Source organism: Pseudonocardia sp. KRD291, from assembly GCF_019263595.1.
Taxonomy (GTDB): Bacteria; Actinomycetota; Actinomycetes; order Mycobacteriales; family Pseudonocardiaceae; genus Pseudonocardia.
In genome coordinates, this window is record NZ_JADQDD010000048.1 from 15,345 (window position 1) to 28,353 (window position 13,009).

Here is a 13,009-nt window from a genome sequence, read left to right on the forward strand (position 1 = left end):
TTCCGTCACGGGGTCAGGAGTAGGTCAGGCCGGGCGGACCAGGAGCGCGACCGGGTAGTCGGCGAGCAGCGTGGACAGGCGCGGGGTGGCCCCGTCCACGGCGCGGCCGCTGACCATGTCGTGGAAGTCTCCTGCGCCGCCGGGCAGCGCCAGCACCGTGTCGCCCCAGCCGCCGTCGCGGGCCAGGCCCTCGGGCAGCCGGGTGGCGACCGCGACCAGCTCGCCGTGACCGCGGGAGAACGCGACCGCGTGCCCGGCGGCCGGGCCCTGGGCCGGCACCGGGGCGTACCCGGTGAACAGCTCCGGGCGGAACCGCCGCAGCCGCGCGCACGCCGCGGTGACCAGGAGCTTCGCGGCGCCGTCGGCGTCGATCGGGGGCAGCCGGCCCTCGTCGATCCGGGCCAGCACCGCCTCCCGCGCCGCGATGTCCACCGGGCGCCGGTTGTCCGGGTCGACCAGCGAGTACTCGAACAGCTCGGTGCCCTGGTAGACGTCGGGGATACCCGGCCCGGCCATCTGCAGCAGCTTCTGGCCCAGCGAGTTCGACCACCCGGACTCGGCGATCTCGTCGACGAACGCGGTGATCTCCGCGCACAGCTCGGCGTCGCCGAGCACCGCCGACGGCCACGCCGCGACCGCCTCGTCGACCTCGGGCACGGCGTCGACGTGGCTGGTGACGAGCTTCGCCTCCTTGGAGGCCTTGCCCAGGTAGCCGGCCAGGCGCTGCGCGTCGATCGGCCAGGCACCGACCAGGCTCTGCCAGGCCAGCAGGTCCAGCGACCGGTCCGGCAGCGGGTGCCGCACCGACCACCTGCGGACCCGGGACGCCCAGTCGCCGGGGCGCTCGGCGAGCACGGCGAGGCGCGCCCGGACGTCCTCGGAGCGCTTGGTGTCGTGTGTGGACAGCGTCGTCATCGTGTGCGGGGTGGCCGCCTCGCGGGCGGCGGCGCCGGTGTGGAACTCGGCGGGGGAGACCCCGAACCGGGCCGGGTCGCCGCCCACCTCGTTCAGCGCGACGAACCGGTTGTAGCGGTAGAACGCGGTGTCCTCGACGCCCTTGGCCATCACCATCCCCGAGGTCTGCTGGACCCGGGTGGCGAACTCGCCGTGGGGCTCGGCCAGCAGCGCGGCGTGCAGGTCGGTGAGCACCGCGCCCAGGTCGGGGCGGCGGGTGCGGGCCACCGCGACGGCGGTGTCGGCGTCGTCGCGGCCCTCGGGCAGGTAGCTGCGGTAGACCGGGAACCCGCAGAGCAGCTCGGCGACGGCGTCGTTGAGGTCGCGGGCCGAGACGGTGCCCGGGTCGGTGCCCGCGCCCGGGCCGCTGCGGTAGGCGTCGGCGATCCGGCCGACCTCGGCGACCAGCAGCTCGTCGGCGACCAGGTGCCGTCCGAGGTCCTCCACCGTGTGCGCGTGCAGCTTCTCCCCGGTGTGCTCGGCGGCGAACTGGGTGAGCAGCCCCGCGCCGTCCGGGTCGACGAACACGCCGCAGATCTCGCGCAGCGCCTCGTAGCCGGTGGTGCCGTCGACCGGCCAGGACGCGGGCAGCGTCTCGCCCACTCCGAGGATCTTCTCGACCAGCAGCCAGCGGTCCGGGCCGATCTCGGCGCGCAGCCGGCGCAGGTAGGCGCCCGGGTCGGACAGCCCGTCCGGGTGGTCGACCCGCAGGCCGACGACCGTCGGGTCCTCGGCCAACCAGCGCAGCACCTCGCGGTGGGTGTCGGCGAAGACCTCCGGGTCCTCGACGCGCACCGCCGCCAGGTCGGAGACGTCGAAGAAGCGGCGGTAGGTCAGCTCCGCCGCACCCCGGCGCCAGGACACGAGCCGGTAGTGCTGGCGCTCGTGGACCTCCCGAGGACTTCCCTCCCCGCCGGTGCCGGGCGCGACCGGGAACACGTGCTCGTGGTAGCGCAGCTCGTCGCGGCCGGGGGAGAGCTCGAGGGTGTCCAGCGCGGTCTCGACGTCGGCGTCGAGGATCGGCAGCAGCACCGGCCCGGCGCCCCAGTCGATGTCGAAGTGGTGCGCGACCCGCGACGACTCGCCGTGCGTGAGCACGTCCCACCACCACGGGTTCTCCTTCGGCACCGCGACGCCGAGGTGGTTGGGCACGATGTCGATCAGCATGCCCAGGCCGGCCCCGCGCAGCGCGGCGAGCAGCGCCAGCCGCCCGGCCTCGCCGCCGCGCTCGGCCGAGACCCGTGTCGGGTCGACGACGTCGTAGCCGTGGTTCGAGCCGGTGCCCGAGGCCAGCAGCGGCGAGGCGTAGAGCGCCCCGACGCCGAGCCGGTCCAGGTAGCCGACGATCGCCGCGGCGTCGTCGAACGTCCGGTCCTTGGAGAACTGCAGCCGGTAGGTCGAACCGGGTAGCGAACGCTGACTCATGGGGGAGAGGATCAGCCCTTCCGTCGCATGACCAGCAGCGAACGGGCCGGCACGCTCAGTACCGAACCGGCCGCGACCGGTGTGATGTCCGGGGTCCCCGCGCCGTTGGCCACCGGGGGGTGCACCTCGCCGGACGCGGTGTCGACGACGGTCTCCCACGCGGAGCCGAACTCGGTCGGGGGCAGCGTGGCGTCGATGTCGCCCCAGTAGCTGTTGAACAGCATCAGGAAGGAGTCGTCGGTGACCCGGGCGCCGCGGGAGTCCACGTCGGCGATGCCCTCGCCGTTGAGGAAGACCTGGACGCACTTGCCGTGGTCGTAGTCCCAGTCCTCCTCGGTCATCTCCTTGCCCGACGGGGCGAACCAGGCGATGTCGGCCAGGACGCCCTTGCGCTTGCGCCCGATCGGGCGGCCGGCGAAGAACCGGCGGCGGCGGAACACCGGGTGCGCCGCGCGCAGCGCCGCCACACCGGCGGTGAAGCCGATCAGGTCGGCGTTCTTCCCGGCCAGCGACCAGTCCTGCCAGGAGATCTCGTTGTCCTGGCAGTAGACGTTGTTGTTGCCGCCCTGGGTGCGGCCCAGCTCGTCGCCGTGCAGCAGCATCGGGACGCCCTGGCTGAACAGCAGGGTCGCCAGGTAGTTGCGCTGCTGCTTCGCGCGCAGGGCCAGGACGGTGGCGTCGTCGGTCGGGCCCTCGACGCCACAGTTCCAGGAACGGTTGTGGCTCTCGCCGTCGTTGCCGTCCTCGCCGTTGGCCTCGTTGTGCTTGTCGTTGTACGAGGTCAGGTCGGCCAGGGTGAACCCGTCGTGCGCGGTCACGAAGTTGATCGAGGCGTAGGGGCGGCGGCCGTCGTCCTGGTAGAGGTCCGAACTGCCGGTGATCCGGGACGCGAACTCGCCGAGCGTGCCCTCCTCGCCGCGCCAGAAGTCGCGCACGGTGTCGCGGTACTTGCCGTTCCACTCGGTCCACAACGGGGGGAAGTTGCCGACCTGGTACCCGCCCGGGCCGACGTCCCACGGCTCCGCGATCAGCTTGACCTGCGAGATCACCGGGTCCTGCTGGACGAGGTCGAAGAACGTGGACAGGCGGTCCACGTCGTGCAGCTCGCGGGCGAGGGTGGACGCGAGGTCGAAGCGGAAGCCGTCGACGTGCATCTCGGTGACCCAGTACCGCAACGAGTCCATGATCAGCTGCAGGGTGTGCGGGTCACGCACGTTCAGCGAGTTGCCGGTGCCGGTGTAGTCCATGTAGTACCGCTCGTCGTCCTCGACGAGGCGGTAGTACGCGGCGTTGTCGATCCCGCGCATGGACAGCGTCGGGCCCATGTCCGAGCCCTCGGCGGTGTGGTTGTAGACGACGTCGAGGATCACCTCGATACCCGCGTCGTGCAGGTCGCGCACCATCGCCTTGAACTCCGGGACCTGCGATCCGGGGCGGTTGTTCTCCGCGCAGTAGGCGTGGTGCGGGGCGAGGAAGCCGATCGTGTTGTAGCCCCAGTAGTTCGCGAGGCCCTTCTCCTGCAGGTGGTGGTCGGTGATGAACTCGTGCACCGGCATCAGCTCGATCGCGGTGACGCCCAGGCGCTGCAGGTGCTCGACCATCGCCGGGTGCGCGACCCCGGAGTAGGTCCCGCGCATCTCCTCGGGGATCTCCGGGTGCGCGATGGTGAGGCCGCGGACGTGCGCCTCGTAGATCACGGTCTCGTTGTAGGGGGTCTTCGGCGGGCGGTCCGACCCCCAGTCGAAGTACGGGTTCACCACGACCGACTTCGGCACGAACGGCGCCGAGTCGACGTCGTTGCGGCTGTCCGGGTCGCCGAAGTTGTAGCCGAACACCGCCTCGTCCCACTCCACCGGTCCGTCCACGGCCTTGGCGTAGGGGTCGATCAGCAGCTTGTTCGGGTTGCACCGCTGGCCCTGCGCCGGGTCCCATGCGCCGTCGATGCGGTAGCCGTAGCGCTGCCCGGGCTCGATCCCGGGCAGGTAGCAGTGCCAGACGAACCCGTCGACCTCGGTGAGCCGGACGCGGGTCTCGGCGTCGGGGGCGTCGCGGTCGAGGCCGAACAGGCACAGGTCCACCCGGTCGGCGGCCGCGGAGAAGATCGCGAAGTTGGTGCCGGCGCCGTCGTAGCTGGCACCGAACGGGTACGAGTGGCCCGGCCAGGGCTGCATCTGGAATCCCCTTACTCCACGGCCGCGGCCGCGATGGTGGTCGGCCGTGGCCGGTCGGTCGTCGTTCGGGTGCGTGGCGCATGCCGTGCGCACCGGGTCCGGGTCGGCGGCGGCCCGGGGACGGGCCCGAGCCGTCCGCAGGGTCCCAATCTAGCCGAGCACCCCGACAGGCCGCCCCATCGGCGGACGGCCCTAGTCCTCGGCGAACCGGGGCGGGAACCCGCCGGTCGCGATCGGGCTCCAGTAGGTCGGTGTGACCCGGATGAGTGCTTTGCCCTGGTCACGCATGGCCTGGCGGTACTCGTCCCAGTCCGAGTGCTCGCCGGAGATCGCGCGGAAGTAGTCGACCAGCGGCTCGACCGCGTCCGGGAGTGTGATGAGTTCGGCGTCCCCGTCGACCTGTACCCAGGCCCCGTTGAACTCGTCGGAGAGCACCACGACCGCCGCCCGGCCCGCGCGGGCGACGTTGTTCGACTTGGCGCGCTCCGGGTAGGTCGCGATCACGACCCGGCCCTGGTCGTCGACCCCTCCGGTGACCGGGGAGCCCTGCACCCCGCCGTCGGACCGGGTGGTGAGCAGGATCATCCGGTGGCGCGGGCGCACGAACTCGAGCAGCTCGTCGCGTTCGACCCTGGTCGCGGTGGCAATCGTGCGAGGCATGGGCGAGAGCCTAGGAGGGACCTCCACCGGGCGCCCGGTCGCGCTAGGGTCCCCGTCGATGACCACCATCTTCTCCAAGATCATCGACGGTGAGCTGCCGGGCCGGTTCGTCTGGTCCGACGAGCACTGCGTCGGGTTCCTCTCGATCAACCCGCTCGGGCCGGGGCACACGCTGGTCGTGCCGCGCCGCGAGGTCGACCAGTGGGTCGACGCCGATCCGGACCTTCTCGCACACCTGACCGAGGTCTCGCGCGTGATCGGGGTGGCGGTGCGCGAGATCTGGGCACCGCCGCGGGTCGGGCTGCTGGTCGCCGGGTTCGAGGTGCCGCACCTGCACGTGCACGTGTTCCCGGCCTGGGACATGGCGGCGTTCGACTTCGCCAACGCCGCGGCCTCGGTGGACGCCGACGAGCAGGACGGCCACGCCGAGACGCTGCGGCAGACCCTGCGCGCCGCCGGGCACGGCGACCACGTCGCGGGCTGACGCCGCCGCCGTGCAGCTGATCCTGGTCCGGCACGCCCTGCCCGACCGCGTCGCCGACGGCGGTTCGGCCGCGGACCCGTCGCTGACACCCGAGGGGAAGGCCCAGGCCGAGAGGCTCGTCACCGCGCTGCGCGACGACCGGGTCGACGCCCTGTGGTCCAGCCCGATGCACCGGGCCCTGCAGACGGCGGCACCGCTGGCCGCCGTGCTCGGGACCGAGCCGGTCCTCGCCCGGGACCTGCGCGAGTACGACGCCGAGGGCCGCGTCTACACCCCGGTCGCCGAGATGGCCGAGGCCGACCCGGAGGTCTGGGAGCGTATGCGCTCCGGGCTGCTGCCCGCCCACGTCGACGTCGAGGAGTTCTCCGGGCGGGTGGTGCGGGCGGTCGAGGACGTCGTCGCCGCGCACCCGGGCCCGGCGACCGCCGTCGTCGTGGCGCACGCCGGCGTGATCAACGCTTACCTGGCCTCGGTCCTGCAGATCGCGCGCCCGCTGCCGTTCCCGCTGGACTACGTCGGGGTCAGCCGCGTGATCTGCGCGCGCGGCGGACGCCGCCGGGTGCGTACCGTGAACGAGGTCGCGCACGTCGCGGACCTGCTCTGATCCCGGCCGGCCGGCTGCTGCGGATCACCCGTCCGGGAACCGTTCGACCCGCCGGCAGGCCCTGTCGACCCGCACCGAACCCGCTCGTCGCGCACCGTTGCCCGTTGACCGGTCGACGGGCGGAGCGGCATGACGTAGCACCCAGGTGTACCTACGCTCAGTAGATCGGCCGGTTCGGGTGGGGGCGTCGAACGACGCACCGGGTCGGGCGCGAAGGGTGTCGGCAGCGCGATGACAACGGCAGGCCACGGAAACCGGAGACGGACGTCGACGTGCTGACGTCGCTGCGGCGGTGGCTCGACGTCCGCCGCTGGCCGGTGTGGCTGCTCCGCCCGCGGATGCTGTGCCTGCTCCTGGTGGTCGAGCTGGCCGCGGCCGGACTCGTCGTGACCGGGCTCGTCGTCTCCCCGCCGGGCCCGATGCCGATACTCGGCGCGGCCGGTCTGGCGGTGCTCGGCATCGCGCACACCGAGCTCGCCACCGGCATCGAACGGGTCCGCAGGCGGGTCGCGCGCAGCTCCTACTTCGACCTCAGCTCGGTGTGGACGTTCGCCGCGGCGCTGCTGCTCCCGACCTCGCTGGCCTGCCTGGTCGTCCTGGCCGTCTACGGGCACCTGTGGGCGCGGGTCTGGCGCCCGACCGGGGCGCCGCTGTTCCGGCACCTCTACACCGCGGCGACGGTGGTGCTGGCCGTGCAGGTGGCGGGCACCCTGCTCTCGACGGAGTCGTTCGGCTCCGGGCCGGTCGACCCGCTCGTGAGCTACCCGCTGCTGGTGCTCGCGATGGTGCTCTACGTGCTGGTCAACCAGATGCTGGTGGCGCTGGCGATGACGCTCACGGCCGAGCGCAGCCTGGCCTGGCGGGACCTGGTCGGCGACTGGGACGACCACGTCCTGGAGGGCGCGACACTGTGCCTGGCCGTGCTGGTCTCGGTGGCGGTGCTCCGCCAGCCGGTGCTGGTGCTGCTGGTGCTGCCACCCCTGCTGGTGCTGCACCGCGCGGTGCTGATCCGCCAGCTCGAGGAGCGGGCCAACACCGACGCGAAGACCGGCCTGCTGACCTCGTCGGCCTGGCGCGGGCGGGCGACCCGGTCGCTGCTGCGTGCCCGGCGCAGCCGGACCGCGGTGGCGGTGCTGATCCTCGACCTGGACCACTTCAAGACCGTCAACGACACCTACGGCCACCTGGCGGGTGACGAGGTGCTCAGCGCCGTGGCCAGCACGCTGCTCGGGGAGGTCCGGGACGGCGACCTGGTCGGCCGGTTCGGCGGGGAGGAGTTCGTGGTGCTGCTCTGCGGGCTGCCCGCGGCCGAGGCGGGCCGGGTCCAGTCGCACGCCGCGGCCGAGCGGATCCGGCGCACGGTGCGGACGCTGGCGGTGGCCGTCGGCGACCCGGAGGACCCGGTGGTGATCTCGGACCTGAGCGTGTCGGTCGGGGCGGCCCTGTCCGAGATCGACGGGCACACGATCGACGAGCTGATGCAGGTCGCGGACTACGCGCTCTACGCGGCCAAGCGTGGTGGCCGCAACCAGGTCCGGCTCGGCCGTCGCGAGGGGACGGCGGACCGGAACGTGGACGAGGGTTGAGGCGCGGCCGGGACGTGAGGCCGGAGGATCTGCCGGGGTGTGTGATGGTCCGGCCGGACGGTCGGCGGCGGCGCTGCTCCGTAGAGTGGGGGTCGGCCCATGGAGCGAGACGGCGCGGCCCGCGGCGCGGGCCGTGGCGGCCGGCGAGGAGGCAGTAGGTGTCTGACACGCGAGGCCCGGCGAACCGTCCACTGGCGGCGATCCGGCGACCGGCCGACCTGCGCGGTCTCGATCCCGCGCAGCTGGAGCACCTCGCGGCCGAGATCCGCGGCTTCCTGATCAAGGCGGTCTCCCGCACCGGCGGGCACCTCGGGCCGAACCTCGGCGTGGTGGAGCTGACGATCGCCCTGCACCGGGTCTTCGAGTCCCCGCGCGACACCCTGATCTGGGACACCGGCCACCAGGCCTACGTGCACAAGCTGCTCACCGGGCGGCACACCGGCTGGGACAGGCTGAAGAAGACCGGCGGCCTGTCCGGCTACCCGAGCCGCGCCGAGAGCGAGCACGACGTCGTCGAGTCGAGCCACGCGTCGTCGTCGCTGTCCTGGGCCGACGGGATCGCCCGCGCGCAGGCGCTGTCCGGGCGCGACCGGCACGTCGTCGCCGTGATCGGCGACGGGGCGCTGACCGGCGGCATGGCGTGGGAGGCGTTGAACAACATCGCGGCCGGGGCCGACCGCAACGTCGTGATCGTCGTCAACGACAACGGCCGTTCCTACTCCCCGACGATCGGCGGCCTGGCCGACCGGCTCGCGTCGCTGCGCCTGCAGCCCGGCTACGAGCGGGTGCTCGAGGCCGGGAAGCAGACGCTGCGCGGCACGCCCGTCGTCGGGCCCGCGCTCTACGCCGGGCTGCACGCGCTCAAGGCCGGGGTCAAGGACGCGGTCAGCCCGCAGGAGCTGTTCTCCGACCTGGGCCTGAAGTACTTCGGGCCGGTCGACGGGCACGACGTCGCCGCCATGGAGTCGGCGCTGCGCCGGGCCAAGCGCTTCGGCGGGCCGGTGATCGTGCACGCGGTGACCCGCAAGGGCAACGGCTACCCGCCGGCCGAGAACGACGAGGCCGAGCAGATGCACAGCCCGGCCGCGTTCGACCCGGAGACCGGCGCCCCGACCGGCAAGCCGAGCACCGGCTGGACCGACGTGTTCGCCCAGGAGATGGTCGAGCTCGGCAACCGGCGCGCGGACGTCGTCGCGATCACCGCGGCGATGCTCGGCCCGGTCGGGCTGGAGCCGTTCTCCCGCGCGCACCCGGACCGGGTGATCGACACCGGGATCGCCGAGCAGCACGCGCTGACCGCGGCGGCCGGGCTCTCGCGCGGCGGGATGCACCCGGTCGTCGCGCTGTACTCGACGTTCCTGAACCGGGCCTTCGACCAGCTGATGATGGACGTCGGCCTGCACCGCGAGGCGGTCACGCTCGTCCTGGACCGCTCCGGGGTGACCGGCAGCGACGGCCCGTCGCACAACGGGATGTGGGACCTGTCGATCCTCGGCGTGGTGCCCGGCATGCGGGTCGCCGCGCCGCGCGACGAGGCGACGCTGCGCGAGGAGCTGGCCGAGGCGGTCGCGGTCGACGACGGGCCGACCGCGCTGCGCTACCCGAAGGGCTCGGTGATCGGGTCGGTCCCGTCGCTGCGGCGGGTGGGCGGCGTGGACGTGCTGCACGAACCCTCGGACGGCCGGGCCTCGGTGCTGATGGTGTGTGTGGGCGCGTTCGGCGAGCTGGGTGTGGCCGCGGCGCAGCGGCTGGGGCAGCAGGGCGTCGACGTCACCGTCGTGGACCCCCGCTGGGTGCTGCCGGTGCCGCGCGCGCTGCACGACCTGGCCCGCGAGCACGACCTGGTGGTGACCGTGTCCGACTGCGGCACGCACGGCGGCTTCGGCTCCGCGCTGTCCGACGCGCTGCGCGGCGACGAGATCGACGTCCGGCAGCGCGACCTCGCGCTGCCCCAGTCCTACCTCGAGCACGGCAGCCGCGACGACGTGCTGGGCCGCATCGGGCTGACGGTGCAGGACGTCGCCCGCCGGGTCACCGAGTGGGCCGCGGCCGCCGCCCCCGGCGTCCCGGCAGCGGTGGGTGCCCGTGGTGGGAACCGCGCCGACACCCGCGTCGAGCACCCGGAACAGTCCCGCTGATGCGGGTCATCGTCGTGGAGGACGAGCACGCGATGGCCGACGCCGTGGCCCGCGGGCTGCGCCGGGACGGGATGGCCGTCGACGTCGCCTACGACGGCGACTCCGGGTCGGAGAAGCTCTCCTTCACCCGCTACGACGTCGCCGTGCTGGACCGGGACCTGCCGGGGCGCTCCGGCGACCAGCTGTGCGACGAGGTGCTCGCCACCGGCGGCACCACCCGGGTGCTGATGCTGACCGCGAGCGCGACCCTGGCCGACAAGGTCGAGGGCCTGTCCCGCGGTGCGGACGACTACCTGGCCAAGCCGTTCGACTTCCCGGAGCTGGTCGCGCGCGTCCGGGCCCTGGGCCGCCGCGCGACCCCGGCCGTCCCGCCGACCCTGGTGGCCGGCGACGTCCGGCTGGACCCGGCCCGGCGGACGGTGCACCGCGGGCCGGTCCCGGTGGAGCTGACCCGCAAGGAGTTCGGCGTGCTGGAGGTGCTGCTCGGCGCGGGCGGCGCGGTGATCAGCAGCGAGGAGCTGCTCGAGCGGGTGTGGGACGAGAACGCCGACCCGTTCACCACGACCGTGCGGGTCACCGTGATGACCCTGCGCAAGAAGCTGGGCGACCCCGGGGTGATCGAGACCGTGGTCGGGGCCGGCTACCGGGTACCGGACGCGGGCTGAGACCGGTGGGCCGGGACCGTGCCGGGGCGACCGGGCTGCGGCCCCGCCTGACGCTGCTGGCCACCGGGCTGGTCGCGCTGGTCAGCGGCCTGCTGCTGTGGCTGGGCCGGGTGCTGGTCGGCACCGTCGTCGCGACGACGACGGCGTTCCCCACCGACGGGACGGTGCGGGTCGGCGGGGTCGAGGTGCCGGCCGGGTCGGCCCGGGACGCGGTGGCCGCCGCCGCCCGCTCCGAGGTGCTGCGCGCCGGGCTGATCGCGTTCCCGCTGGTGGTTCTCGCGGCCGCGCTGGTGTCCTGGATGCTGATCGGGCGCGTCCTGGCGCCGCTGCACCAGGTGATCGCGGCGTCGCGCCGGCTCTCGGCGTCGTCGTTGGACGAGCGGGTGGCGCTGCGCGGGGCACGCGGCGAGGTCGCGGAGCTGGCCGCCGGGTTCGACGCGATGCTGGACCGCCTGCAGGCCGCGTTCGACGCGCAGCGCCGGTTCGTGGCCAACGCCGGGCACGAGCTGCGCACCCCGCTGGCCGTGCTGCGCACCGAGATCGACGTGACGTTGCAGGACCCGGACGCCGACGTGGCCGAGCTGCGCCGGATGGGCGAGGTCGTCCGCGACGCCGGACGGCGCTGCGACGAGCTGGTGGCCGGGTTGCTGCTGCTGGCCCGGACCGAGGCCGGCGGTCCGCTGGGACCCTCCGACCTCACGCCGGTGAACCTGGCCGAGCTGCTCGTCTCCGAGCTCGACGCGGTGTCCGGGGCCGCCGCGGAGCACGGCCTGTCGGTGCGCGCCGACCCGGTGCCGGCCCGCACCCGCGGCGACGAGGTGCTGCTGCGCCGGCTCGTCGCGAACCTGGTGGAGAACGCGGTCCGGCACAACCGCGACGGCGGCTGGATCGAGGCCTCGACGACCACCCGCGCCGGGGGAGACGCGGACGTCGTCGAGCTGCTGGTGTCCTCGACCGGTCCGGAGCTGGCCGCCGATCAGATCGCGGAGCTGTTCGAGCCGTTCCGCCGGGGCCCGGTGGCCCGCACCGGGCGGACCCGCGGGTCCGGGCTGGGCCTGTCGATCGTGCGGGCGGTGGCCGCGGCGCACGCGGCGACCGTGCACGCCGTCCCGGTCGCGGGCGGTGGGCTCGAGGTGCGGGTGCGGTTCAGCTCGGCCGTGCCGGGCCCGAACCCGGGACCGGGCCGGGATCCGGGGCCGAGTCCGGCGTCGCCGCCAGTGCCCGCTCCAGGACCGGGCTGAGCAGCTCGGCCTGCCACGGGCGGGCGCCGCCGCCGGTCAACGCGCCGGGCACGTCGCCGTCGGACGGCGGGGTCCAGCAGATCCGCCGCATCAGGTCCGGCTGCAGCAGGTTCTCGGCCGGGACGCCCAACTGCTCGGAGACGGCGGCGATCCCGGCCCGCGCCGCGGACAGCCGGGCCGCGGCGCCCGGGTCGCGGTCGGCCCAGCGCGCGACCGGCGGCGGGCCGTCGGTCGCGGCGGTGGCGCGCGGGAGCTCCTCGGCGGGCAGCGCGGCGGCCGCGGCCAGCGCGTCGAACCAGTAGCGGCCCAGCCGGCGCTGCGAACGCCCGCGGAAGACCGCCAGCTCGGCGAGTGCCTCGACCGAGTCCGGGTTGCGGACCGCGGCGTCCACGATGGCGGCGTCGGGCAGCACCCGACCGGGGGCGATGTCGCGCTCGGCGGCGAGCCGGTCGCGGGCCTGCCACAACGCGCGCACCCCGGCCAGCGGACGGGGCTTGCGGACCTTGTGGATTCCGGACGTCCGGCGCCAGGGCTCGGCCCGCGGTGCGGGCGGCGGCGCGGTGCGGACGGCCTCGAACTCCTGGTACGCCCACTCGATCTTGCCCTGCTCCGTGAGCAGCCCGGTCAGGACGTCTCTCAGCTCGACCAGCACCTCGACGTCGAGCGCGGCGTAGACCAGCCAGTCCTCCGGCAGCGGGCGGCGCGACCAGTCGGCGGCGCCGTGGCCCTTCTCCAGCGCGAGCCCGAGCAGGTTCTCCACCATCGGGCCCAGCCCCACCCGGGGCAGGCCGGCCAGGCGTCCGGCGAGCTCGGTGTCGAACAGCGACGCGGGCCGCAGCCCGATCTCGTCGAGGCAGGCCAGGTCCTGGGACGCGGCGTGCAGCACCCACTCCGGCCCGTCGAGGGCCCGGGCCAGCGGGTCGAGCGCGGCCGGGTCCAGGTCGGGGCGCAACGGGATCGGGTCGACGAGCGCGGTGCCGGACCCCTCGCGTCGCAGCTGCACCAGGTAGGCGCGTTGCGAGTAGCGGAAGCCCGAGGCCCGCTCGGCGTCCACGGCGACCGGGCCGGAGCCGGCCGCGAA

Annotated in this window: 10 protein-coding genes; 6 read left to right on the forward strand and 4 right to left on the reverse strand. The window is 74.1% G+C overall.

The window, feature by feature from the left end; genetic code table 11:
• Positions 1 to 24 precede the first annotated feature (24 nt).
• From treY to I4I78_RS09640, 3 genes are all read right to left on the reverse strand, one after another.
• The gene (gene treY, locus I4I78_RS09630) at positions 25 to 2,379 is read right to left on the reverse strand and encodes a malto-oligosyltrehalose synthase (protein ID WP_218610904.1); all 2,355 of its coding nucleotides are present in this window, start codon (positions 2,377 to 2,379) and stop codon (positions 25 to 27) included.
• Between the two features lie 11 nt (positions 2,380 to 2,390).
• Positions 2,391 to 4,550 (reverse strand): glycogen debranching protein GlgX, encoded by a 2,160-nt coding sequence (gene glgX, locus I4I78_RS09635; RefSeq protein ID WP_218610905.1) that lies wholly within the window; start codon positions 4,548 to 4,550, stop codon positions 2,391 to 2,393.
• A gap of 192 nt (positions 4,551 to 4,742) precedes the next feature.
• Positions 4,743 to 5,210, reverse strand: a complete 468-nt coding sequence (locus tag I4I78_RS09640) for a PPOX class F420-dependent oxidoreductase (protein WP_218610906.1) — start codon at positions 5,208 to 5,210, stop codon at positions 4,743 to 4,745.
• Positions 5,211 to 5,268: 58 nt separating this feature from the next.
• Between I4I78_RS09640 and I4I78_RS09645 the strand changes: the two genes are divergently transcribed.
• The 6 genes from I4I78_RS09645 (at position 5,269) to I4I78_RS09670 (ending at position 11,928) form a co-directional block, all read left to right on the forward strand.
• Positions 5,269 to 5,694, forward strand: a complete 426-nt coding sequence (locus I4I78_RS09645) for an HIT family protein (protein WP_218610907.1) — start codon at positions 5,269 to 5,271, stop codon at positions 5,692 to 5,694.
• 10 nt (positions 5,695 to 5,704) lie between these two features.
• Positions 5,705 to 6,298, forward strand: a complete 594-nt coding sequence (locus I4I78_RS09650; protein ID WP_218610908.1) for a histidine phosphatase family protein — start codon at positions 5,705 to 5,707, stop codon at positions 6,296 to 6,298.
• A gap of 272 nt (positions 6,299 to 6,570) precedes the next feature.
• Positions 6,571 to 7,884, forward strand: a complete 1,314-nt coding sequence (locus I4I78_RS09655) for a diguanylate cyclase (protein ID WP_218610909.1) — start codon at positions 6,571 to 6,573, stop codon at positions 7,882 to 7,884.
• 158 nt (positions 7,885 to 8,042) lie between these two features.
• Positions 8,043 to 10,022, forward strand: a complete 1,980-nt coding sequence (gene dxs / locus I4I78_RS09660; RefSeq protein ID WP_308251994.1) for a 1-deoxy-D-xylulose-5-phosphate synthase — start codon at positions 8,043 to 8,045, stop codon at positions 10,020 to 10,022.
• Positions 10,022 to 10,687 (forward strand): response regulator transcription factor, encoded by a 666-nt coding sequence (locus I4I78_RS09665; RefSeq protein WP_218610910.1) that lies wholly within the window; start codon positions 10,022 to 10,024, stop codon positions 10,685 to 10,687. Before dxs ends, I4I78_RS09665 begins: the two co-directional genes overlap by 1 nt.
• A 5-nt stretch (positions 10,688 to 10,692) precedes the next feature.
• Positions 10,693 to 11,928 carry a HAMP domain-containing sensor histidine kinase gene (locus tag I4I78_RS09670; RefSeq protein ID WP_308251995.1) on the forward strand — a complete coding sequence of 412 codons (1,236 nt, stop codon included), beginning with the start codon at positions 10,693 to 10,695 and terminating at the stop codon, positions 11,926 to 11,928.
• On the opposite strand, the gene I4I78_RS09675 is transcribed toward I4I78_RS09670, so the two are convergent.
• Positions 11,834 to 13,009 (reverse strand): ribonuclease D (locus I4I78_RS09675; RefSeq protein WP_218610911.1); only part of this gene is annotated, 1,176 nt, incomplete at its 5' end. The two genes, I4I78_RS09670 and I4I78_RS09675, sit on opposite strands and share 95 nt — an antisense overlap.

Coding starts and splice junctions, on each gene's coding strand:
- I4I78_RS09665 (WP_218610910.1), top strand. CDS start 10,022: ATGCGGGTCATCGTCGTGGAGGACGAGCACGCGATGGCCGACGCCGTG.
- I4I78_RS09640 (WP_218610906.1), bottom strand. CDS start 5,210: ATGCCTCGCACGATTGCCACCGCGACCAGGGTCGAACGCGACGAGCTG.
- I4I78_RS09645 (WP_218610907.1), top strand. CDS start 5,269: ATGACCACCATCTTCTCCAAGATCATCGACGGTGAGCTGCCGGGCCGG.
- glgX (WP_218610905.1), bottom strand. CDS start 4,550: ATGCAGCCCTGGCCGGGCCACTCGTACCCGTTCGGTGCCAGCTACGAC.
- treY (WP_218610904.1), bottom strand. CDS start 2,379: ATGAGTCAGCGTTCGCTACCCGGTTCGACCTACCGGCTGCAGTTCTCC.